The organism is Flavobacterium sp. P3_A6 (genome assembly GCF_056403035.1).
On record NZ_JBFUGG010000013.1, the window covers coordinates 40,088 to 65,226 of the forward strand.

At 33.8% G+C, this 25,139-nt stretch carries 18 protein-coding genes and 2 tRNA genes; 13 read left to right on the forward strand and 7 right to left on the reverse strand.

Translation table 11 applies throughout. The features are described from left to right. Position 1 precedes the first annotated feature (1 nt). The 5 genes from pstA to AC1DVP_RS13705 all read left to right on the forward strand — a co-directional run bounded on the left by pstA (position 2) and on the right by AC1DVP_RS13705 (position 4,280). A complete protein-coding gene (pstA, locus tag AC1DVP_RS13685; RefSeq protein ID WP_477184039.1) occupies positions 2-841 on the forward strand; it encodes a phosphate ABC transporter permease PstA in 840 nt (279 codons plus the stop codon). Continuing rightward, a complete protein-coding gene (pstB, locus tag AC1DVP_RS13690) occupies positions 838-1,599 on the forward strand; it encodes a phosphate ABC transporter ATP-binding protein PstB (RefSeq protein ID WP_477184040.1) in 762 nt (253 codons plus the stop codon). Before pstA ends, pstB begins: the two co-directional genes overlap by 4 nt. Before the next feature lie 66 nt (positions 1,600-1,665). Further along, entirely contained in the window at positions 1,666-2,421 is a 756-nt protein-coding gene (locus tag AC1DVP_RS13695) for a DUF2490 domain-containing protein (RefSeq protein WP_477184041.1), read from the forward strand. Positions 2,422-2,535: 114 nt separating this feature from the next. Then, positions 2,536-3,081, forward strand: a complete 546-nt coding sequence (locus AC1DVP_RS13700) for a hypothetical protein (RefSeq protein WP_477184042.1) — start codon at positions 2,536-2,538, stop codon at positions 3,079-3,081. 20 nt (positions 3,082-3,101) lie between these two features. Beyond that, positions 3,102-4,280, forward strand: a complete 1,179-nt coding sequence (locus AC1DVP_RS13705) for a chromate transporter (RefSeq protein ID WP_477184043.1) — start codon at positions 3,102-3,104, stop codon at positions 4,278-4,280. 1,132 nt (positions 4,281-5,412) lie between these two features. Here the strand turns inward: AC1DVP_RS13705 and AC1DVP_RS13710 are convergent. The 3 genes from AC1DVP_RS13710 to der form a co-directional block, all read right to left on the reverse strand. Beyond that, a complete protein-coding gene (locus AC1DVP_RS13710; protein WP_477184044.1) occupies positions 5,413-5,943 on the reverse strand; it encodes a hypothetical protein in 531 nt (176 codons plus the stop codon). Positions 5,944-6,061: 118 nt separating this feature from the next. Continuing rightward, complete coding sequence (locus AC1DVP_RS13715; protein ID WP_477184045.1) at positions 6,062-8,857, reverse strand: outer membrane beta-barrel protein; 2,796 nt, start codon at positions 8,855-8,857, stop codon at positions 6,062-6,064. Between the two features lie 172 nt (positions 8,858-9,029). Continuing rightward, the gene (der, locus tag AC1DVP_RS13720) at positions 9,030-10,340 is read right to left on the reverse strand and encodes a ribosome biogenesis GTPase Der (RefSeq protein WP_477184046.1); all 1,311 of its coding nucleotides are present in this window, start codon (positions 10,338-10,340) and stop codon (positions 9,030-9,032) included. A 74-nt stretch (positions 10,341-10,414) separates the two neighbouring features. On the opposite strand from der, the gene AC1DVP_RS13725 reads away from it, so the two are divergent. Then, positions 10,415-10,984: a hypothetical protein gene (locus AC1DVP_RS13725; protein ID WP_477184047.1), complete on the forward strand. Its 570-nt coding sequence runs from the start codon at positions 10,415-10,417 to the stop codon at positions 10,982-10,984. A gap of 135 nt (positions 10,985-11,119) precedes the next feature. On the opposite strand, the gene era is transcribed toward AC1DVP_RS13725, so the two are convergent. Next, on the reverse strand, positions 11,120-12,001 hold the full coding sequence (gene era / locus AC1DVP_RS13730; RefSeq protein WP_477184048.1) for a GTPase Era: 882 nt from the start codon (positions 11,999-12,001) through the stop codon (positions 11,120-11,122). Positions 12,002-12,118: 117 nt separating this feature from the next. Here era and AC1DVP_RS13735 point away from each other — a divergent pair. After that, positions 12,119-12,191 (forward strand) — tRNA-Met (locus tag AC1DVP_RS13735). 35 nt (positions 12,192-12,226) lie between these two features. Next, a tRNA-Met gene (locus tag AC1DVP_RS13740) sits at positions 12,227-12,299 on the forward strand. A gap of 238 nt (positions 12,300-12,537) precedes the next feature. Here AC1DVP_RS13740 and AC1DVP_RS13745 read toward each other — a convergent pair. The 3 genes from AC1DVP_RS13745 to AC1DVP_RS13755 form a co-directional block, all read right to left on the reverse strand. Further along, entirely contained in the window at positions 12,538-14,466 is a 1,929-nt protein-coding gene (locus AC1DVP_RS13745) for an RICIN domain-containing protein (RefSeq protein WP_477184049.1), read from the reverse strand. Between the two features lie 1,015 nt (positions 14,467-15,481). Continuing rightward, positions 15,482-16,543 (reverse strand): hypothetical protein, encoded by a 1,062-nt coding sequence (locus tag AC1DVP_RS13750; protein ID WP_477184050.1) that lies wholly within the window; start codon positions 16,541-16,543, stop codon positions 15,482-15,484. Positions 16,544-16,784: 241 nt separating this feature from the next. Further along, complete coding sequence (locus AC1DVP_RS13755) at positions 16,785-17,927, reverse strand: helix-turn-helix domain-containing protein (protein ID WP_477184051.1); 1,143 nt, start codon at positions 17,925-17,927, stop codon at positions 16,785-16,787. 609 nt (positions 17,928-18,536) lie between these two features. Here AC1DVP_RS13755 and AC1DVP_RS13760 point away from each other — a divergent pair. The 5 genes from AC1DVP_RS13760 (at position 18,537) to mgrA (ending at position 25,110) form a co-directional block, all read left to right on the forward strand. Next, positions 18,537-18,992 carry a hypothetical protein gene (locus AC1DVP_RS13760; protein ID WP_477184052.1) on the forward strand — a complete coding sequence of 152 codons (456 nt, stop codon included), beginning with the start codon at positions 18,537-18,539 and terminating at the stop codon, positions 18,990-18,992. A gap of 340 nt (positions 18,993-19,332) precedes the next feature. Then, the gene (locus tag AC1DVP_RS13765; RefSeq protein WP_477184053.1) at positions 19,333-20,367 is read left to right on the forward strand and encodes a glycoside hydrolase family 130 protein; all 1,035 of its coding nucleotides are present in this window, start codon (positions 19,333-19,335) and stop codon (positions 20,365-20,367) included. 36 nt (positions 20,368-20,403) lie between these two features. Continuing rightward, the gene (locus AC1DVP_RS13770) at positions 20,404-22,794 is read left to right on the forward strand and encodes a glycosyltransferase (RefSeq protein WP_477184054.1); all 2,391 of its coding nucleotides are present in this window, start codon (positions 20,404-20,406) and stop codon (positions 22,792-22,794) included. 260 nt (positions 22,795-23,054) lie between these two features. Further along, the gene (locus tag AC1DVP_RS13775; RefSeq protein WP_477184055.1) at positions 23,055-24,074 is read left to right on the forward strand and encodes a LacI family DNA-binding transcriptional regulator; all 1,020 of its coding nucleotides are present in this window, start codon (positions 23,055-23,057) and stop codon (positions 24,072-24,074) included. 46 nt (positions 24,075-24,120) lie between these two features. Then, positions 24,121-25,110, forward strand: a complete 990-nt coding sequence (gene mgrA / locus AC1DVP_RS13780) for an L-glyceraldehyde 3-phosphate reductase (RefSeq protein ID WP_477184056.1) — start codon at positions 24,121-24,123, stop codon at positions 25,108-25,110. Positions 25,111-25,139: the final 29 nt, after the last annotated feature.

A 25,139-nucleotide genomic window follows, 5' to 3' on the forward strand; every position in this document is an offset into this window, starting at 1 on the left:
AATGAGAAAAATAGAAGAAAATATATTCAAAGTTTTGATGATACTCAGTACTGTTATCATCAGCAGCACCTTGTTTATGATCGTGTATACCCTTTTTTCAAAAGGAATTGGTTCTTTGAGCTGGGATATGGTTTCCAAAATTCCCGAAGGCGGTTTCTACATTGGAAAAGGCGGTGGTATTTTGAATGCGATAATCGGATCAATTTACATCACTATTGGTTCTACATTATTGGGACTGCTAATCAGTCTTCCAATTGTGATTTACATAAACGTGTATGCCAAAAGAAATGCAGCATTGGCTACCATTACGAGATTAAGTTATGACATTCTGTTTGGAATTCCGTCCATTGTGTATGGCGCATTTGGATTTGCCATTATGGTTTATATGGGATTAAAAACTTCGTTACTGGCAGGAATCATTACAGTAACCTTAATGATAATCCCAATACTGGTTCGAGCCATAGACGAAGTGGTTCGTGTAGTTCCCGAAGATATGTCTAATGCTGTTTTTGCATTGGGAGGCACCCGATATGAATCTGCAAAAATCATATTGAGACAATCCATTCCAGGAATTGTGACTGCTATACTGCTGTCTTTCGGAAGGGCTATTGGCGATGCTGCCTGTGTTCTTTTTACGGCAGGTTTTACCGACAGCATCCCGACTTCGTTCGACCAGCCTGCAGCTACTTTGCCTCTATCCATATTTTTCCAGCTTAGCAGCCCTATTCATGAGGTTCAAAACAGAGCTTATGCTGCAGCCGTTATCCTTACCATTATCGTCTTAGTAATCAACATTGTGGCAAAAATAGCCAGCAAAAATCTTTCAAAAAATAAAATATGATCATTCAGCCACACATAAGTATCCAAAATTTAAATGTTCACATTGGTGAAAACCATATTTTAAAGAACATCAATCTTGACATTCCCGACAAGAAAGTGACCTCATTAATTGGTCCGTCGGGCTGCGGAAAAACAACGCTGCTTAAAACTATGAACCGATTGCTCGACCGTCAAAACGATGTTCGTGTGGACGGTAAAGTTTTGGTGGACGGCGAAAACATTTACGACCCAAAAGTGGAAGTCACCCACATTCGAAAAAAAATGGGTTTGCTTTCGCAAAGGCCTTTTCCTCTGCCGATGAATATCTATGACAATATTGCTTATGGACAACGCATTCATGGAAATCACAAAAAAGCCGAATTAGATGAAATAGTCGAAAAATACCTTCGTGGCGTTAATCTTTGGGATGAAGTAAAAGACCGATTAAAATCGCCCGCTACCCGACTGTCGATTGGGCAGCAGCAAAGATTGTGCTTAGCGAGAGGACTGGCAATTGAACCCGAAATTATCTTGGGAGACGAACCAACATCTGCATTAGATCCAATCTCAACCCAAGCAATTGAGGAATTATTTATTGAATTAAAAGATAAATACACAATTGTTTTGGTAACGCACATTTTGCGTCAAGCCAGAAGAGTCTCAGATTATATTGGCTTTGTATATATGGGAGAAATTATAGAATTTGGCCCTACCGAAGAAGTGCTTTTGAACCCAAAAGAAAAACTGACACAAGATTATGTAAAAGGCTTTTTGGTTTAGCGGTAAAAATAAATTCTATATGAGTTATAGAGTTTATGTACATTTGCCGAAAATTGAAATTGCTTTATGAAAATCATCAGAATTTTAGGTCTTTTGCTAGTATGCTTTATTTCCAAAGCTCAAACAGAAAAAAATATAGATCATCAAAGTTTACTTTGGACACGCTATTACAACCAATTGACCATAAACAGCAAATGGTCGATACATACTGAATTTGACAATCGGGTTTTTATAAGTCCATTCGAGGAGAATTTATTTCTGATACGAATGCACGGACGGTATAAAATCAATGAAAAAATTGACTTGGGTGTCGGAGTTTCCTATTTCTCTGTAGCCACCCAAGTTCCTGAAAACACTAATGATTTTAAGACACCTGAATACAGGATACAACAGGACATCTCTTGGAAACAGGAATTTGGAAGTTTCACCCTAAATCAGCGGTTTCAAGCAGAGGAACGATTTATACATAACGCTAATAAAGAGGAGTTGCTTCCGGGAACAACTTTCTATTGGAGATTCAGATACCGTCTACAAGGGGAATATTCCTGTTGGAAAAAGGATAAACAATACCTGAAAGCTATTGTTTATGATGAATTGATGATTAACGCAGGTGAAAAAATTATTTATAACACTTTTGACCAAAACAGAATTTACGCCGCTTTGCAATACGGCATCAATAAAAATATTGCATTAGAATTGGGTTACTTAAACAGTTTCCAGCAGCGTGCGAACGGTATTGATTATTTTGACAGAGATATTATAAGGTTTACCTTTTTTCATAAAATAAGACTGAAAGAAAAGCAGAAGCCACAGAGCAATTAAACTTATTAAGGAGTTTTCATTCCAAAACAAAGTTGATTTAATCTGTTTTTCATTTGTGTTTTATGAAAAACGGTAAACTCTTTTCTAAAGAAATTAAATTTAACTTTTAATAGCATGAAAAAAAATTACTCCATAAATAAAAAAACAGACTTGAGCATAATTACCATTATGTTCTTCGTGATTTTTACACATTTCTCTTCTGCTTTATACGCCCAAAGCGAAACCAAAGTTTTTCCAAAAATAAAAGGTGCTGTAGGTATTGTTCATCCAATAGTCACCTTTTCATCAGAAGAGACGACAACCAATTTTAAAGATTATTATATTGTCGGGATGCCAATTGCCATAAATATATGGAAAAATAAAAGCATTGGTTTTTCATTTGAAATAGTTCCAACGATAAAAAGCGATGAAGGAATCAGCAAAGTCAGTAATGTATTAATTCATCCTGGAATACTTGTCCGATTAAAACACGAATTCACTTTTGCAGGCAGGGCGGCTTTTGAAACTTCAGGCCGATATGGTTTTACGCCTGTCTTGAGCAAAGCTATCGGCATCCATAAAGACTACAATTATTATGTCTCATTACCTGTTCCTGTAAGGTTTGGAAATGATAAACCTGCAACAGTAACCCTAGGTTTTCAATTTGGAATTTCATTTTAATATTATTTAACACTAAACCTATGTCTGAAATTATAAAAAATCAGCCCAGTTATACTTTACTTGATTTAATAAAATATTTCCTCAAACTTGGCACAATAGGCTTTGGCGGTCCTGTGGCATTAGTTGGTTATATGCACCGCGACTTGGTTGAGAATAAGAAATGGATTAATGACTCTGATTTCAAGGAAGGATTAGCGCTTTCGCAATTGGCTCCCGGTCCGTTGGCCGCACAATTGGGAATTTACATTGGATTTGTTCATTTTGGTGTTTTGGGTGCTACCCTATCCGGATTAGCCTTTGTCATTCCCTCTTTTATAATGGTCGTTCTATTGGGTATCGCCTATCAGGCTTATGGAGGTTTACCTTGGATGCAGGCTATTTTTTACGGCATAAGTGCGTCTGTAATTGGAATTATTGTTTTGAGTTCATACAAGCTAACGGTCAAATCTATCAGTAAATTTGAGATTTCCGCCATAAAAAGCAATTGGCTGCTGTGGTTATTTTACATCTCAGCTACCATACTTACTGCTGTAACACAACAAGAAGAATTGTTACTGTTTATTGCTTTAGGCTTCATTTATATGATTGTAAAAGCACCACCAGAATGGATTAAACGTCCTAAAACCGCTTCCTTCTTTTTACTTACTACGGTTGGTTTCACTACTATTGACCTTGGAAAATTAGGAGAACTCGCCTGGTTTTTTATCAAAGCAGGAGCTTTTGTTTTTGGCAGCGGACTGGCCATTGTTCCCTTTTTGCACTCGGGAGTTGTCATTGAACACCATTGGCTAACCGAAAATCAATTTGTCGATGCCGTGGCTGTTGCTATGATTACTCCAGGGCCCGTGGTCATAACAGTGGGTTTTATTGGTTATTTAGTTTCGGGTTTTACGGGAGCCAGCATTGCTGCTTTGGGAGTTTTTCTTCCCTGCTATTTATTTACCGTTATTCCTGCTCCTTATTTCAAAAAGATTTCGCAAAACAAAAGTATCAAAGCATTTGTGGATGGAATAACTGCAGGCGTAATTGGAGCTTTGGTGGGAGCAGTGATCGTAATTGCCTTGCGGACTATTATTGACATTCCCACAGCATTGATTGCCATAGGTACTGCTTTAGTATTAATTTATTCGAAAAAACTGCAGGAACCTCATATTATTGTTATAGCTGCGATTTCAGGAGTTTTACTCAAACTGTTATAATTCACATAAAAGCAAAACTTAAAATATCAAAGAGTTTTAGAATATTGGATAAATGAAGGACATAGGGTGCAACTTTGAGTTACGCCTCTTTTCAAAATTTAAATCCATTAAAAAACTAATACTTTTTGTATTATGCATCATACAAAAAACACTTTTCATGCTGGCAATTTTAATTATTGCCTTTTCCTATTATAACTTTACAATATACTCTTCAAAGTCCAATTATGGAAAAGTCCATTTATCCCAAAAAGGAATCAAAGGTGAAAATATATGGCTAAAAAACAATTGCAATTCATGCCATCAGTTTTATGGCCTCGGGGATTTACTATTATATCAAAAAAGGGAATCAAAAACTTATCATAGACCCTTTTTTGCATTTTATATTAATAGGAATTGCTTTCTCTTATTTATCTAAGAATTTTGAAGGTAGGGAATACCTGGAATTTCTGAGTTATTTCTATTTCCATATTGCCTTTGGGCGGAGTATTTACATACTTTTTGCCTTTTTGGAATTGGGCTTTTGGCAGACTTATATATAATTGTATTCGAACTATTAAAAAACATCAAAGTAATTATAAAAAGAGAGGGATGAAAAACAACAAAGCTTGTCTATTCATGAAATATTTTCATCTTAAAAAAATTAAACAAACTATTTCTTGCAAATAGCAGAACTCTCTACAAAGCATCCCATTTTTATAAAAAAAGTAATACTAAATTAGTTTTATTAAATTATTTAAATTTTAAGAATTGATTAATTATGAATTAACTAAATTTTACACAAACAACATGTAACTTTATAGTAAATAGAAAGTTATGAAAAATTTCCCCGTCAAATTGGTGTGGTTTTCCACAATTTATGTCATGGTTTTTACAGCGATATATCAAGCAAATCTATTTCTGTTTCTTCCAGTCATAATGTCAATGTATCTTTTGGGTTTGGGTGCAGCTCTCTTTATGGTTTTCATCGCTTTTTATGAAGAGGAACACAAAACCTCAAAAAAAAATTAAGCGTTAATATGAAAATCATTCTAAAAAATGTTTTTCGAAACAACCAAACACATTTCAAAATACATTAGACAAAGAAAAGTCCCAAACATAAAGTTATGCTTGGGACTTTTTTTATTGATTAGAATTAGTTTTCCTCTCTATTTCCCATATTACCGCCGTTATCACCATTATCTCTGTTCCCCCAATTTCCTCTAGACTCTCTCATTCTGTCCATGTTAGCTTTCTCGATGTCTTTCATTTTTTTAAACTGCTCGGGAGTCAAAATTGCTTGTAACTTAGCATCAGTTGTTTTTTTATCTTCTTGTCTTTTGGCTCTAAAAGCATCTCTTTCTTCGGCAGACATCTCTCTCGGATTATTTCCCGTTCGTTCTGCTCTTAAGGCTTCCAGTTTAGCATTTTGTTCTGCAAGAATCGGCTTTATTTGCTCTTGCTGTTGAGGAATCAAGCTTAATTCCTTAGTCAGTTTATCCAACTGAGCTTGGCTCCTTTGTTCTGGAGTTTGCTTTTCTCTTTTGGGCTTGCCAGATTTTTCCTCTGGTTTAGTTTGCTCTTGGGCAAAAGAAGAAGCGCTAATAGCAAATAATACTGCTAAGATTAATTTTTTACTCACAATTTTAAAATTGCTTTTTGAGCATTCGTGAATCAGTGATTTCATATTTATTTATTTTTAAGATTAAAACTATAAGACTATTTTATTTTCAAAAGGTTTAACCAATAATTCCTTAAATTTTTATCAAAAAACTGTTTTATATACAATCAGCGATATCATAAAATTAATCCATATTCATATTATCTCTATCTCTTCTAAAACCACCGTTATTACCTCCTGGAGGACGTCTTTCTCTCGGTCCGCCGAAACTACCAATTTTATACGTTAAAGAAAACATTGCATATCTTTTTAGAACCGTATTTTCTTCATCACGAATTGTTGTTGCAGATATTGTTCTGGCAGCACTTTGATTTTGATTTAAAACATCATAGACTTTTACTTTTAAAGTCATTTTCTTTTGAAAAAAACCATAAGACAAACTGGTATTCCATAAATAAAAATCTTTTTTGAAATCACCTGAAATATTCGAATTGTAATTATATCCGAAATCATTTCCGAAAATCCAGTTTTTAGGCCAATAATTAGTAGTTTGAATGTTTATTCTGTGCACCACATTTGAGCTGGCTTTTATTGACGAATTACTATATGTTGATTCACTATAAGACAGACCATAAGAAGGTGCCACAGTAAGCAGCTCGCCATAATCATAGGAAAGAAAAACGCTTGGTGAAATCCCTAATGATTTTGCACTGTATAAAATATCATTGGTGAATTTTTTGTCCAAAGAATAACTGCCATTAAAGCGCAAACCATATCGAATAACATGAGCATCTCTTTTTATACTTTGCCCCCAGTTTCCTCCAACACTAGTATTATAAGTCCCTGTGACGTTTTTATAGGTAGTCGTTCTTTTTCCTGAAGTTGCGTCATAAATAGAAGAAGCAACCACTGCACTGTCAAAAAAATTCGCAGTTGCAAACAAGTTATACCCAGAACGGGTACGCACATCAAAATTTCTAAAATTAATATTTACACTATTTACTTTGTTTAAATTCAATTCTGGATTTCCCACTACAGTATTCAAAGGATTTGCCAAATTCGCTACCGGCATTAATTGAGTTGCAGAAGGAAGGGTGCTTGAATAATTATATCTAAAAGTAATGAATTTTGATTTTTCAAACTTATACCTAATTTGTGCATTGCCATAAGGCAGAATATATTGCTGATTCAAATAGGTATCTTTATTCAGATATAATGAATAATTGTCATAATCAACAATAGAGGTTTTGGAACTCAAAGTAAAAGTAAAATTGTTTTTTTCGAAAGTAAGACCCGCTTTTGGCGTAATCGAATTTTGTCTTGAGGTGATGTAATTTGTTTGTAAATTATTTAAAATAGAATAGGATTGAGCAGCATCATCATAATCATATGTCTTAGAATTATTTACCTCACTATCCCATCCCAATTCTGTACCAAAACGAATTCGCAGCGAGTCAGTTATTGGTTCAGTAAATTCAATTTCGGTTGAATATGAGTCTGCAGAATTATTACTTTTCCCATTTTGATTACGTACATCATCAGGTCTGTTGCCTTGATGAAAAATAGTTTTAGACTGATTGAGGGCATCCGAATCGCTATTGGAATTATTATTACTGAAAACAAAACTCAGGTTACGGGCTTTTCTTTCAAAAGCTTTATTGAAGTTTATCGTATTCCCAAAATTAGTAGATGAATTTTCTTTATATGAAGTCGCGTTACTTTCATTTAAAGATACTCCATCTTGATCTGTAGCAGCACTAGAAGATTCTGAGTTACTATTAGTACGTGATTTACTGATGTTTGGCGTAACAACAAGTCTCGTTGTTGGATCTATTTTATATTCAAACTCAAAATTGGCTTTATTTTCAGTTCCTTCATTTCTCGTTTTTGAATTCGAATCGGTAAAATTAGTACTTGTAGAAGATAAAAATTCGGCTTGCCTGGATTTAGATTGATTTTCATTAATTGTATTCTTAAAATCATAACCTGCCGTTGTGTTCAAAACTTTCGCCCACTCATCAGAATAATTAAAACTAAACATATTAGTTGTTGTAATCCCTTTTCCCGATGCTGTAGATCTAGTTGCTTGTTTGCTATTTCTGCCACCACCCATATTATCAAATACTTCATCCATGGCAAAACCAGTCGAATTGATATTATTGGCAGAACCCAATACACTTATTTTTCGTTTATTATTAAAATAGTTCAATATAAAACTATTCTCATAACGATCATCTGATCCATAACCGCCCATTACTTTCCCAAAAAGACCCTTATTTTTCTTTTCATCGATAGTAAAATTAATACTGGCATCATCTGAACTGGCTTCTTGTTTTGAAAGCTCTTCTTTTTTAGTTTTAAAATCAGAAACCTGAACTTTATTAATCATATCAGCTGGCATGTTTTTTAGCAATATAGCGCCATCTTTCCCAAAGAAAGATTTTCCATTAACCAAAAACTGTGTTACTTCTTTCCCATTTGCGGTAACCTTTCCATCTGTATCCACCTCAACTCCTGGCAATTGTTTCAATAAAACTTCTACAGTAGCATCAGGACGCACTTTATAAGAAGCTGCGTTAAACTCTAAAGTGTCTTTTTTTATACGAATAGGCGGAGCATCACTTTTTATAACGACCTCCTTTAATGTCGTTTCGTTTTGCGATAAGTATAATTTCCCAAAATCCTTATTTTCCAAAAGTTTATTCTGCTCCTCAGTATATGTCTGATAGCCCATAAAATTTATCTTCAAGAAAACCGGCTTCTCATATTTTTTAGTGTTAATTTTAAAATCCCCATTTTTATCAGTAGTTGTATATTCAACAACTGTAGAATCTTTTACATTCGAAAAATAAACCATAGCCGATTCTAGTGGCTTCTGAGTATTAATATCATAGACAGTTCCTTTGATAATAATGTTATTTTGAGCATGAGCAGCAAAAAAGAAGAGTACAAACAGTAAAGAATAGTAAATTTTAGACATACAATATTTTATTAAACAATATGATTAAGACATTAAACTTTACAAAAGGTTTAACTATACATTAAACATTTATTTAACAAATTTTCTATTTAACATATAAACATCAAGAAACAAGGCGTAGATACACCTAAACAAAGCAAAAAAAAAATCCCGATTGCTCGGGATTTTAATTTTATTTCTCTCTAATATAAATATCGATTGGCACTCCTGAAAAGTCCCAGTTTTCTCTAATTTTATTTTCAAGGTAACGTTTGTAAGGTTCCTTAACATATTGTGGCATATTGGCAAAAAACACAAACTGTGGTGTTTGAGTTGGCAACTGCATGCAATATTTAATTTTTACATACTTTCCTTTGGTTGCTGGCGGCGGATACGCTTCTATCACTTTCAACATAAATTCGTTGAATTTTGAAGTAGCAATACGCTGCTGTCTGTTTTCATAAACCTGAACAGTCGCTTCCAATGCTTTCAATAAACGCTGTTTGGTCAAAGCCGAAACAAAAAGAATAGGCACATCCGTAAACGGCATTAGTTCTTTCTTGATTTTCTCTTCATAATCACGAGTTGACATCGTATCTTTTTCAACCAAATCCCATTTATTCACAAGGATTACAACACCTTTACGATTCTTTTCGGCTAACCAAAAAATACTTTGATCCTGTCCTTCAAATCCACGGGTTGCATCAATTACCAAGATACAAATATCGGCATGCTCAATCGCACGAACCGAACGCATTACGGAGTAAAACTCCAAATCTTCTTTCACTTTGGCTTTACGGCGAATACCTGCCGTATCCACCAAGTTAAATTCAAAACCAAAACGGTCAAATTTTGTATCAATCGCATCACGAGTAGTTCCCGCAATATCAGTTACCATAAAACGTTCTTTACCAATTAATGCATTGATAAAACTAGATTTTCCTGCATTAGGACGACCTACAACTGCAAAACGAGGCAATACTACTTCTTCTTGAACTGGTAATGGTTTCTCTGGAAAAGCATCAATCAAAGCATCCAATAAATCTCCTGTTCCGCTTCCGGAAATACTGGCAAAAGTAAAATAATCACCTAATCCAAGGTTATAAAACTCAAGAGCGTCTTTCTCACGCATAGCATTATCTACCTTGTTCACAGCCAATAAAACAGGCTTGGTCACTTTACGCAGCAAACGGGCAACAACATCATCCATTGGGGTAATTCCCTCTTCAACATCTACCACAAATATAATAACATCGGCTTCATCGATAGCCAATTCTACTTGTTTACGGATTTCACCTTCAAAAACATCATCAGATCCGCGAACATATCCTCCCGTATCAATCACAGAAAACTCTTTTCCGTTCCACTCGCTTTTACCATAGTTTCTATCTCTGGTAACTCCAGAAACCGAATCCACAATAGCTTCTCTTCTTTGTATCAGCCTATTAAAAAGGGTTGATTTCCCTACATTAGGTCTTCCTACTATCGCAACAATATTGTTCATAATATAAATTCAAATATTTACTTCTTCCGAATACTGCTTTCCAGTTTCGGGTCGCAAAGGTAGTGTTTAAAACCATGAATATCAATTTTTTTGGTATATTCGCCAGAGCTTGTTCACTTAACCAATTCATTTCGAAAATTATGGATGCCAATAATGAGATTCGTTTGCGCTTACGCTTCTACAAAGAAGTCGATCTTAGCATTGATTCTTTGCGTCAAAAATTCATCCATTTTACTACCACCAAATCCCCAGATTACATTTTAAAAATAAAAGAATACCACATTTGGATTAACATCAAAGGTTCAAAAAAAGCCTATTGGTCACCACATTTACATCTCGAAATGGAGTCCAAAGGCGAAAACCAAACCCACATCCGCGGTTTATTTGGCCCTGATCCCAATTTATGGACATTTTTCATGTTCCTGCACTTCATGATAGCGGGAACGTTTATCATTTTTTGCGGTATCGCCTACTCTGACTATATTTTAAAAAAATCCACAACAGGCGATTTCGCCGTAATGTCCCTCATGATTTTTGCATGGTTTCTGCTCTACGTCATCGCTAAGCAAATCCGAAGCAACGGCGAAAAACAAATGAATGATATCGAAAAGGTATTTTTAGAAATCTTAGAATCTCCTTTATAAAAAATTAACCGCAAGGTTCGCTAAGGATTATGCAAAGAACACAAAGCTTTGCGGTTAAAAAAAATCAGCATCAGAAAAATCCAATGCTGATTCAAATCATTCTATTTTACAAGTACGGACAAGCGCGGCCTGTCCCTATTGATTATAACCAAAACGCTTCAACTGATTCGCGTTGCTTCTCCAGTTTTTATTCACTTTCACGTACAATTCAATATGGATTTGTTTTCCAAAGAATTTCTCTAAATCTACACGGGCGTCCATTCCCACTTTTTTCAAAGCAGCACCTTTATGGCCAATTATAATTCCTTTTTGCGTATCTCGTTCTACCATAATCAAAGAACGGATGCGGATGATATTCTCATCTTCCAAAAATTCTTCCGTAACAATTTCTACTGCGTATGGAATCTCTTTACTATAATTCAATAATATTTTTTCACGGATTGTTTCGTTTACAAAGAAACGTTCCGGCTTGTCCGTCAATTGGTCTTTTGGATAATAAGCCGGTGATTCCGGCAACAACGAAATAATCCTTTGAAAAACTTCAGGAACATTAAAATTCTGTAAAGCCGATATTGGATAGATTTCTGCATTAGGAACTTTGGCAGTCCAAAAAGCCACTTGCTCTTCCAACTGAGCTTGATTCGAGTTGTCAATTTTATTCAACAGCAATAAAACCGGAATTTTCGAATGGATAATTTTATTAAAAAAAGCTTCGTCTTTCAATTCCTGCTCACCAATTTCTACCATATAGATTAAAACATCAGCATCTTCAAAAGCGGACTTCACAAAATTCATCATCGATTCCTGCATTTCGTAAGCCGGTTTGATGATTCCAGGCGTATCCGACAAGATCATTTGAAAATCTTCTCCATTAACAATTCCAAGAATCCTATGACGAGTTGTTTGCGCTTTAGACGTAATAATTGATAATCTTTCACCAACAAAGGCGTTCATTAGCGTTGATTTCCCAACGTTTGGATTCCCTATGATGTTTACAAAACCTGCTTTATGTGACATTTCTACTTAAATTTATGGTGCAAAGGTAGTCATATCAAGTCAATAGATAAAATAAAACATTTTTTTAAGTTTTCATTGGATTTATCAAAATTCGGCGTATCTTTGCACCCGAAACATCGCGGGATAGAGCAGTAGGCAGCTCGTCGGGCTCATAACCCGAAGGTCACAGGTTCGAGTCCTGTTCCCGCTACTAAGGTAGCCTTATTGAGATTACAAAACGTACATCGCGGGATAGAGCAGTAGGCAGCTCGTCGGGCTCATAACCCGAAGGTCACAGGTTCGAGTCCTGTTCCCGCTACTAAGACAAAGCTTCAGAGAAATCTGGAGCTTTTTTTTGTTTTAACCATGTTTATAAAACCACCCACTTTGTCAACGTCTCGTTGCGTTCACGAGCGGGACGCTCGCGCCAGCAGGGGGTAAAAAATAAAACCACTACTTTAAACTCAATTTAAAATAGTGGTTTTGCAATCAATAAATAATGATGAATAAAATTATAAAGTTAATCTCAAAATCTATATGTATTATTTTAGAATAGGCTATTCAATTGATATCTTTTTGGTTGTTGTAGTTGAATTTTGAGAAATCACCCCCAAATATAAACCTCTAGCAAGTTTAGTTCTAATAACTTGATTAGTATTAGATTTTAGATTTTTTGTTTCGTATAATAGCTCGCCGCCTGTTGAGTATATGGTTAGAGAATAATTTTCGTCTGATTGTGAAGCGAAATAAATATTAAACTCTCCACCCTTTGATGGATTAGGATATACTTGGACATCAGTATCTATTTCAAAATTATTTTTTAAAATATTTTTCTCATCTGCTCTTTTTGAAGTATTTCCTATTTTATTGAACTTAAATAATTGACATGAAGTCCCGTAATATTCCCAAAGTTGAAGGTTTGCTGTACCATCCATATTACAATTAGAAATGTCCCAGCTTTTTGATGTATTTACGGCTGATTTTATGCTATAATAACCATTACCAGCATCGGTTACTAACCATTTTTGAGCATCATTATTATAATCATCCCAAAGTCTTATCGATTTTCCATTTGTTGGATCTGCGCTCTCAAGATCTATTACACGTCCTGTAGAACTTGCATTTGATTTAAAACGCCAATAGCCGTTTCCAGCATCAATAGCAATCCATTGTTGTGGTGTTCCTCCTAATCTATCCCAAGGGCGGATTACAGTACCATTTGCATTAGCTCCATACTTAAGATCTAATACTTTATTTGAATTTGTTTTAAATTCAATTTCGTAAACACCATTGTTTACTAGTGAAGTACTACTACAGTTTTGCGATGGCATATTATTATTTGCATATGCAGCGAACCACTGCTTAATTGGCGCAGCACAAGCCTCCCAATTGTTATTGAAAGCAGTTGTAACATTATATGGATCTGCGTTAGTTATCAACTCTTCTGGCTGAAGTAAATTCCAACTACAATTTCCAGCAGCATCAATTCTGCCTTTCAGATTAAGACCAAAACCACTTGTTGTACCAGTACCCCATGTTCCGGCACCAGTAGGGGACCAATCCGTTTCTGTTATCATAATAGGTGCTACGTTAGCAATCGGTTGCACGTTAGCATTCCAAGCATTATTAAAACTAGCGGTATTTTCTGCATTAGCTCCCCAATATCCTGGATAAACATGAACAGCATAACCTATATTGCCTCCTGTTATCAAATGGTTTGGATATCCTTGGTAATGAGATTGATATCCCGTTCCTGGTATCCAGCAAACATTATTTGCACCATTAGCCTTAATTATATTTACTAAATCTTGAAAGTAATTATGTAAAGCTGCAAAATGCTCATCACCCGTTGCACCCCAATTTCCATTCGTCCCAAGTATTTCTACAGGCTCATTGGCTATTTCAAACATAACATTATCTACGTTCTTTAAATTTGGATGGTTCGATAGATATTGCCATACCTTTCTTAAATAATTATGGTAATTGTCTCCATAAGCAATTCGCTGAGGACATACGCCAGGAGGACGAAGGACAACATAGAGTCCTCTGCTTCTGGCATGATTAATTAAAGGGATTATAACTTGATCTACATAAGTTACTAATCTATTGTAATCAAAACATGAGATATCATTTTCTCCTGCTGAACAACCAGGTTTATTGGTCCAGTAAGGGTCAATATGAAGTCTTATATAATTTAATTTCCATCCGTTATTCGTGTCTGTGAGCGCATCCATAACTGCATTATTATAATTTAGACAACCTTGAACATTATAGTTATCCCAACGACATTGGTTATAAGAGCAACCATTAAACCAAGGACTAGGAGTTATGGCAACACCATGTAGTAAAACGTTTTTTCCGCAAGGATCCTTTAAATTTTTGCCTTCAATATGCAGAGGAGGCAGCGGCATTCCTGGCCATGCAAATAATTGTATTAAGGGAATAAACACTAAAAATAGAATAAGTAATTTTTGAACTTTTTTCATAACTTAAATGGTTTAATTAATAAATATACCCCTCAACCTGAGTAGGTTTTTTACTGCTAATTTAATAATAAAACATTCAAAAACAACCGATTGTGTTATTTATTTTTTTTTGACCTTTTTTTAAAATAATAATTTGATTTAAAAGTTTTTTTTAGATAATGCTCTCACCACATTTTGTTTGACTTGGAAACAGCTGAAAAAACGAATTATCATTTATCAGGCGAACCTGATTTGTTTTAATACAAGAAGATAAAGCAAATGAGTTTGCTTCCGAATACTTGTTATCTATTTTTAAACTTTTAACTGTTGGAATAATTTGCATATTTATTAATTTCTGTAACTCACAATCCAAGAAAAACCCTAAAGAAAACAGAAAATATCTCTGTACAATGATGGGTAGCCTTTTCGGAAAAGAGAGTCTGATTGGAGAGTCTTCCCTACTCTGGAAAAAAATAAGGTTCAAGTTTATTTTCTTGATGACGATGGTAACATTAGAGGTTTGGTTTTACGAATAGCAAATAGCTGGATCAAGGTTCTGTCGCATCTGTCAGAATCAAATACGAATATTTAAGGAATCCAAAAGTTAAACTGCTACTTTACAAAATGATTTAAACATAATTATCCTTGTCTAACCATTTGATTCTTTCTCAGCATATGACAGCTTTAGGAACGATATCTCCAATAACTGTTTGGCGGGCACAATTACAAATAGCATCACTTTCTTCAAATTGAATAGCAGTTTGTATAACTAAAAAATTAAACGAATTATTTAGAAACATAACTTTATAACTACATAATTAACAGAAATCTAAAGTATTATATCTTACAAAAAACTTAAAAGAGAGTTGGAAAAATACCAGTAACTTAGGATGCACATGCCAAAACATTACAAAAATCCTCAAAAAACTGGTTAGATATTTGAATGCTTCCCACTACTAGAAAAGCTTCAGATTTCTCCGAAGCTTTTTTTTGTAGAATAAATTCTAAATTAAAAAAATCAGTAAATTTTACAAAATTACTTATTCAATTTCATTTCAAGTTTTTCGCCATTCATTTTTCCATTCAAGAGCAATTTACCATTTGTTCTTATCAATTTGCCTTTAAACTCATCTAATTTATCCGAAGGGTATCTCCATTTAACGGTAATAGAATCGTTTTTTTCGTTAAGAAAATAGGTTCCGATGTATCTGTATCTATAGTCATTAAAGTCCAATACAAAATCATCTTCAAGATCCATGTATACGGTTGTTAACACACTGTCTTTTGGGCTTTTTGCTTTAAAAGAAACATCATTTATTTTTAAATTTTCAACCTGATATTTACCCGTCAGCTCTGGGTGTTTATTTGGAAAATCATAAATGAAAGTAAACAATAAAGGCCAGACAAATAAAGAAATTCTGTACATATTTTTATAAAGATTAGAAATGTTTAAACTTTTAGTTCCTTGTAAAGGCTGAAAAATAAAATCCATTAGTCTTTTCCTGTCCTGCGATAAAAAGTAAAACACACCTAACAACGATATTATGGCATGAAGCAATACACCCACAGGCAAATGATAAAAGACATCAAGGCATATTATAAAAGTTAACATGATAATTGCTAAAATCAATCCGAAAAGTCTCGTTCTTGAGAAAAGCAAAAGAACCGCAGTCAAAATTTGCAATAAGGCTATTAGTACGATAAAAGGATAGGAATACTTGAAGAATGCCCACATTAGAGTTTCTCCGGGTAAACTGCTTAAAGGCAGTTCTAATTTTCCTAACAGAACTATCATTTGGAGTCCCTGGATTTTTTGAACACCAAACATAATCGAGTCAAGGCAAAGTGCATAAAGAGTCCAATGCTCAAGGTTTGTTTTTAGTTTAACGCCATTGATTTCGTTTCGCCTTTCCCTGGCATGCCAGACATAAGGCAGAATTAATCCTGCAATTAATACCAAAATTCCTATACCCAGTAAAAACGGAGTCGGAATCCATGGAGAAAAATATTTAAAGGATAACCTTCTGAAAACTACGCCTACTACCAATCCGAAACATAACCCTAGCCAAATTTTGTTTTTTAAAGATGTTGAATACATAATATTTACTGTTTTAAATTCACAGCAAAAAAACATCTTATAGCAATTTGAGTCGTCCAAATGTACCCATTCAGACCTCTTTTCATCCCAGATTCTGCATTAGACTTCGCAGTGAAGCTGAATTGTTCAATAAAAACAAGAGCTCACGGACTATTTTTAAAAGAGGAATACTTTTGTATTTTGATTTTAAAAACAGGAGTAAGTTCTTAGTTTTGAAGAAGAATTCAGATGTAATAGATTTCTAATGCGGAATTTGGGATTGTACTATTTTTTTCATGTATTCGCTTGGGGTAATTCCTGTTGCTCTTTTGAACGCATTGTTGAAAGTTGATTTGGAAGTAAATCCTGCTTCATAAGCAATCCCAAGAATTGTTAAATGACTGTATTGTTTTTGTGCCAGCATCTCTTTCACTTTTTCTATCCTGTAGTTGTTCATTAATGAATAGAAATTCATATTATAACTGTTGTTGATCAGAAAAGATAAATCATTCATTGAGATTCCAACTTTATCAGCCAGCGAAGACAAGTTAATTTCAGGATCAATAAAAACTTCCTCTTTTTCTAAAAGACCATCCAGGACTGTCTTATACTTTGATAATTCCTGATCACTTAATCTTGACACAGATTTCTCTGGGTGAATCGAAAAATCAGCATAAATGATATTTTTAAGCGCTTCGTTCTCTGTTTTACTTTTGAAAAAAATCTCCTTTTGTCTTAAAAGGCTGTATACCATAAATAATATCAGCATCAGGTAGAGATAGGCACTCACTGAATTAAGACCGCTATTTTCTTTTATTTTAATTATAAGCCAAACCGCAATTAAAAAAAACATTCCTATCAATATACCTAACAGCCAATTCAAGTCTCTTTCTTTTTTTTGAGACGAAAATAAAAGTATACTGATGCCGTGTTTTTTTAATATTCTATATGATAAAATCCAATAAATAATAATCTGCACAGGTACTGCAAAACGCATTAGCTTTCCAAGAATAGTGCTGGCATGTTCTCCTATCAAATGTGTAATATTCCCTCCTGAAAGAAAGTAAGGCAATGATATTAAAAGAATAAATGCTGTTGCAGGTATAAAATGTAGTACTTTTTTTCTAAAACTAATTTCGCTTAAGTGGGTATAATACCATGCACTTAAATAAAAACTTGGTGCCACGATAAAGCGGGAAAGCTCAGAAATTGGTATGATATTCGGGTACTTTTCAGATAAATTTTCCTGAAATATTATTCTACTCAACAGCATAAAACCAAGTGATAAAAGAAAAATACCAAACCAGAGATTTCCTTTTTTATTATATGGCAAATAAAAAATAGCCAATATTCCTATTAGGAAACAAATTGCTACTGAAAATGAATTAATAATGATTTCGGGCATGTAAGATCTAAATTGAATTATTGATTGTTAAATATTGACCTGAATTATACTTTTTGATTAAATAGAATCCTCACGCGTATGCAAATTTATAGGTGACAGTTCCTGTGAAATCATAAGCCAGATTTATCCCTACTGTTTTAAACCAATAAGGACAATAATTTAAAGAATGCATATCATTCTTATAGTATAAATATATAAAAACAATTTAGAAGACATCAAAAAAAATTATGCAAAGTCAGTGGGATTCGTACAGCTTTTCATAAAAACTCTTCGGGAAGCAAAGTATCTAATCTCTTATTTCCAAGACATTTTTCACTCCACAAATAAATAAAACAAAAAATGCATCCGTTTGTTTAATTATTTTAACCATTTATAATTTTAGGCAGTAAAATTGTATTTAATTTTTATACGTATTGATTATTAATGTATTAACTTTACATATAGATATAATTGAGTGAGGAATTTAAAGCAACAGTCACCCCAGAACTTACTTTTAATTTTTAGATTATTTCGCAGACACTACCTACTTTATTAGTGACAGACATTTAACAAACAACACATATCGGAAAATTAAAGAAGATGATTTAGTAACTTTTTAAATGAACAGTTATGAAAAAATTACTATTACTAATGGTTTTAATAACATCATATGCAAACTCACAATCAAAAAGAGAACAGTATGCCAAAGATAATAATAACTATCATCCAGGCACTCAAGTCAGTTTATTAGCATCACCCAGTTCTTATGAGATAGGGGTTTCATATACTGATATCCTAACGTATGGAGTTTCGTTTGAAAGAACTCAATTTGATATAGTGAATGATGAAAAATCATTTTATGCAATATATGGCTCATTAGGAGGAGAATTTGAAAGGGTTACAGTAACAGTAAAAATTGGCGGCAGCAGCTTAAAACAAATGTATGCTGAAAACACAACAATTCAGCTTGCCTATGGAGGAGCCCTAGAAGTAAGAATTACGCCAAATATAGGAGTTCTTGTTGGCGCTGATAATGTAGTAGATACTTTTTTATACGGATTATGCTATCATTTTGGTGAGAAATAAAAACAAAGAATTCCTTAAAAAATATATAAATCGACAACTTATAAACCTCTAAATAATTCAGAGGTTTTTTTAATTTTAAAAAATATACGAATTTATTTATAATTATTAAATTATTAACATTATCATATTACTAAGATCCAGTTTTTATTTGTAACTTAAACAACATTTTTTATTACTGAATAACAACCAATTAACACTTAGTTACATCTCACTTTCACCTAATAAAAAAACAAAAGTGTGAATATTGCAACTTTTTATAAAACTAATATAACAACTACAATCTATAAAAATTGACCTTTATAATTATTACTAAAAACCCAAAATTCTGGATGTAAAAATTATGATAGAAGTAAAAAAACATGGAATAATACTCAAAGAAACCTCACTGGATTTTGAAAATGGAGCCGTTCTGAATCCAGCCACTATCAGAGAAGGAGATTTTGTTCACATGTTTTACAGGGCAGTTAGCAAAACAAATTATTCAAGTATTGGATATTGCAAATTAATGGGACCGCTGGAAATCGAAGAAAGAATGAAAACACCGTTACTTTCTCCTGAATTTGATTATGAAAGCCATGGGATGGAAGATCCTAGGATAGTGAAAATAGAAGATTTATATTATCTGACTTATACGGCTTATGATGGCGTAAATGCTTTGGGAGCATTAGCAACTTCTAAGGATTTAATACATTTTGAAAAAAGAGGAATCATCGTTCCTCAAATTAAATATGAAGAGTTTGATGATCTGGCTGACACAAATGACGTACTGGAAGAAAAATATTATCGCTACAATCAGCACAATAATATTATTAAAAAAAGAGGAACAAAAAAGATGCTTTGGGATAAGGACATTATTTTTTTCCCAAGAAAAATCAATAAAAAGTTCTGTTTTCTGCATCGCATCAAACCTGAAATACAAATGGTAATTGGATTTGAATCATTAGAGGATTTAACCGAAGAGTTTTGGCGAAATTATTTAATTCATTTCAAGAATAATATATTGTTTTCCCCAAATCATGATCATGAAATAAGCTATGTTGGAGGCGGCTGTCCGCCAATAGAAACTGAATTGGGCTGGCTTATTATTTATCATGGAGTTCATAGTTCGACAAATAGCTATGTTTATTCGGCTTGTGCAGGACTATTTGATATAGAAAACCCTCAGACAGAAATTGCCAGACTTCCCTACCCGCTGTTTAAGCCCGAGGAAAGCTGGGAATTAAAAGGAGAAGTCAATAATGTGTGCTTTCCAACTGGTGCTGTAGTTTTTGACGATATTTTATATATCTATTATGGTGCTGCAGATGAAAGAATTGGGTGCGCATCCATGAGTTTATCCCAATTGCTGAAGGAATTAATTTTATATAAAAAATAAATTGAAAAGTTATACACCAATAAAAGTTATACACCGATGAAAAATATCCATTTATATACAACCAAGAAAGAACTGATAAACAGTCCTAACAATATAACAGATTTTCAAAAAAAAGAAATCAAGTCACCTGAAATTCTATTTATTACCACTTTTCCGCCTCGGGAATGCGGCATTGCAACCTATTCTCAAGATTTAATTTTGGCACTAAACAGCCAATTTAAAAAATCATTTGACATAAAAATTGCAGCTTTAGAACTTCAAAATGAAAAGCACGCTTATGCTGATGATATATATGCTGTTTTGGAAACAGACAATCAGAATTCGTATTCGGAATTAGCTAAAAACATCAATAGAAATAAAGCCATCGAAATAGTTTTGATTCAGCATGAATTTGGTTTGTTTAGAGGAAATGAAGAAGATTTTATTTCATTTTTAAAATCAGTCAATAAACCCATCATTGTTGTTTTTCATACCGTTTTACCTCGTCCGGACGAAAAATTTAGAACACATGTTCAAGAAATCAATAATATGGTTGATGCCTTTATTGTAATGACCAATAATTCTGCACGATTATTAGAAAATGATTATGATGTTTTACAGGACAAAATTACAGTAATTCCGCATGGTACACATTTAGTAGAACACTTAAATAAAGAAGTTCTCAAAGAAAAATATAATTTGTCTGGACAAAAAATCATTTCAACCTTTGGATTGCTAAGCTCCGGAAAATGTATTGAAACAACTTTAGATGCTTTACAAAGCATTGTCAAAAAAGAACCAAATGTATTATTCCTTATTATCGGAAAAACTCATCCAAGTGTTGTGAGACATGAAGGCGAAAAATATAGAAACTTTCTAAAAGAAAAAATAAAAGACCTGAAGTTAGAGAATAATGTAAAATTTATTGATGAATATTTACCGTTAAAATCACTGCTGGAATATCTGCAGCTAACCGATATTTATCTTTTTACCACCAAAGACAGAAATCAGGCCGTAAGCGGTACTTTTTCTTATGCAATAAGCTGTGGCTGTCCGATTATTTCTACTCCAATTCCGCATGCCATTGAAGTACTGAAAGAAGGAACTGGTATTATTGTAGATTTTGAAAACCCAGAACAGTTATCCGAACAAGTTATCCGTTTATTAGGTGATGAGCAATTGCGTAAAAAAATTGCCTCAAACGGCATTCATAAATTAGCGCCAACGGTTTGGCAGAACTCCGCTCTTGCTCATGCAATGCTGTTTAAAAAAACAGCTCCTAAAAAAATGCATTTGCACTATAGAATTCCCGAAATCAATCTTAATCATTTCAAAAGACTGACAACTTCATTTGGAATGATTCAGTTTTCCAAAATCAATCAGCCTGATTTGGACTCTGGCTATACTATAGATGACAATGCGCGGGCTTTAGTGGCAATGTGCCAGCATTTTGAATTGACAAATGATGCTGCTGATTTGCCATACATCACTCAATATTTCAATTTTATAAAATTCTGTTTTCAGCCTGACGGTTATTTTTTAAATTATGTTGACACAGATAAAAAATTCACCAAACAAAACAGTGAAAACCTTGCAGATGCTAACGGAAGAGCCATTTGGGCATTGGGCCGCTTAATTTCTATCGGAGATTTATTGCCGGCAGATTTAAAAGAAAAAGCGGTCTCACTGATGCAGAAAGCACTGATAAACGCCACTAAAATTCATTCCACCAGAGCAATGGCTTTTATTATAAAAGGCATCTATTACAGTAATTTGAAAAATAACTCAATTCAAAATGTTTCCCTGATAAAACACTTAGCCGACAAGCTCTCTAAAATGTACCAACATGAATCAAAAGAAAACTGGCTATGGTATGAAAGCTATCTTACTTATGCCAATAGTATTTTGCCCGAAGCAATGCTGTGTGCCTATTTAGCAACCGGAGAAAACAGTTATAAAGTAATTGCCAAAAAATCCTTTGACTTTTTATTGTCTAAAATTTACACAAACAACAGTATAAAAGTCATTTCAAACAAAGGCTGGCTTATCAATGGAAAAGAACCAAAAGAAAAACCAATAGGCGGTGAACAGCCTATAGATGTGGCATACACTATACTCGCTCTGAATAAATTTTATACTGTTTTCCAAGAAAAAGAGTATTTGGAAAAAATGGAAATTGGTTTCAGCTGGTTTTTAGGAAACAACCATTTACATCAAATCATCTATAACCCTTGTACAGGAGGATGTTACGATGGTTTAGAGGAAGATTATATTAATTTGAATCAGGGAGCAGAATCAACAGTGAGTTATTTAATGGCAAGGCTTGCAGTTCAAAAACATTTGAACCGTAGAGTCCAAAAAAACAAAGAAAGTGCCGTTCATTCACAAACAAGCAAATTGAAATCAGGAATCAAAATCAACAATAATACATCCTATATAAGAGCGTAAAAAAATAGTATTTTTTTTGTAAGCTCAAAATATGAATTACATCCAACTTGTTTCTATTATAAATTACACAAGAATTTAATAGCCTTTTTTATAATTATTAAGGAAGAGATTTTAGAACAAACCAAATTATTAGCACAATTATTGAGATAAGGAAGCTTCAGAGAAATTTGAAGCTTTTTTTGTGCCTTTAAACAAATTTAACTGCGCTCTCATTCGTAAATTCAAAATAATAATCTATTTTCGTAATCGATTACGAAAATATGAAAGCAAAAATTACCATTAGCGATATTGCAAAAGAATTAGGTATTGCACCGGCAACAGTTTCACGCGCTCTCAGCGATCATCCGGAAATAAGCGCAACCACCAAGAAAAAAGTAAAAGCGGCCGCAGAACGTCTTGACTACAGGCCTAATAGAATTGCTTCTTCATTACGTTCGGGAAAAACAAAAGTTATCGGAGTATTAATTCCAACAGCCGAACATTTATTTTTTGGCTCCGTAATTCATGGAATCTCAAATCTGGCAAGCCAGCACGGTTATGATGTACTCATCTATCAGTCAAATGAAAACGAAGAGTTCGAAAAAAAGGGAATTGATACTTTTATAGGAGCAAGAGTGGATGGAATTTTAGCATCCATTTCTAAAAATACGACTGATTTTTCACACTTCGAATCAGTCAAAAAGAAAAACATTCCAATTGCTTTTTTTGACCGCACCAATGATGAATTAGAAATTTCATCTGTTTGTACCGATGATTATATAGGAGCATTCATGGCAACCGAATCTTTAATAAAGTCAGGATATCAAAGGATTGCTCATATTTCCGGACCGCAGCAGATAAAAGCTTTCAGCGAAAGAATCCGAGGCTACAAAACTGCTTTAAATCAATACAATATTAATTTCGAGCAAAATCTGATTTACAGTGGTGACATCAGTATTGAAGCAGGAAGAAAAGGGGTTCAATATTTTTTAGGATTAGAAAAAAAACCAGATTCCATTTTCGCTGCAGAAGATTTTACCGCACTGGGTGCCTTAAAAGAATTAAAAGAAAAAGGAATTAAAGTCCCGAATCAATTCGGAATAATCGGTTTTTGCAATGATTTATTTGGCGAACACATTACTCCTTCCCTATCTACTGTCGATCAAAAAACAGTTCAAATGGGGGAAGAAGCATTCAACCTCATCTATGAATTGATTTCAAAAAAAGGAGAAAAAATTAATCAGCAAAAAAGAATACTGACCCCAACATTAATACTAAGAGAGTCTTCAAAAAAGAATTAAAAAATTTTAAATAATTCCCGTAAACGATTACGTAAAACTAATAAAAATGACTTATCAACCAGCAACAGACAGATATGACAAGATGGAATACCGCAGATGCGGAAATTCAGGACTTAAACTTTCTGCTTTTTCATTAGGCCTTTGGCACAACTTTGGACAAAACAGTGATTTTGAAAACAGCAGAAACTTAATAAAAACAGCTTTTGATAACGGAATTACCCATTTTGATCTGGCTAATAATTATGGCCCGCCTCCAGGATCGGCAGAAGAATGCTTAGGCAAAATTTTAAAATCAGATTTCAAAAACTATAGAGATGAAATGATTATTTCATCCAAAGCCGGATACACCATGTGGGATGGCCCTTATGGCGACTGGGGATCCAAGAAATACTTAATTTCCAGTTTAGACCAAAGCTTAAAAAGAATGAATTTAGAATATGTGGATATTTTTTACCACCACAGACCAGACCCGGAAACTCCTTTGGAAGAAACAATGGCAGCTTTGAATTTAATCGTACAGCAAGGAAAAGCTTTGTATGTCGGTATTTCAAACTACCGCCCCGCTGAAGCTGAAAAAGCCTTTAAAATACTTAAAGAAATGGGAACGCCCTGCCTGATTCACCAGCCCAAATATTCGATGTTTGAACGCTGGGTAGAAGATGGACTTTTGGATTTATTAGGAAAAGAACAAGTAGGCTGTATTCCGTTTTCTCCATTGGCACAGGGATTACTGACCGATAAATATATAAATGGAATTCCTGCTGACTCAAGAGTTGCTACCAGCGGACAATTTCTAAATGCGAACCATATTACCCCTGAAAGGCTGAACAAAATCAAAGCGCTTAATAACATTGCGAAAGAAAGAGAACAAAAATTAGCACAAATGGCATTGGCCTGGATTTTACGTGATGACAGAGTGACTTCGGTATTAATTGGTTCCAGTAAACCTGAACAAATTTTAGATTCCATTAAGGCCTTAGAAAACACCGCTTTCAGCAAAGAAGAATTAAAAAAAATTGACCTTATTTTAAAATAAGCATTAAAAAAAATAATATAACCCCAACA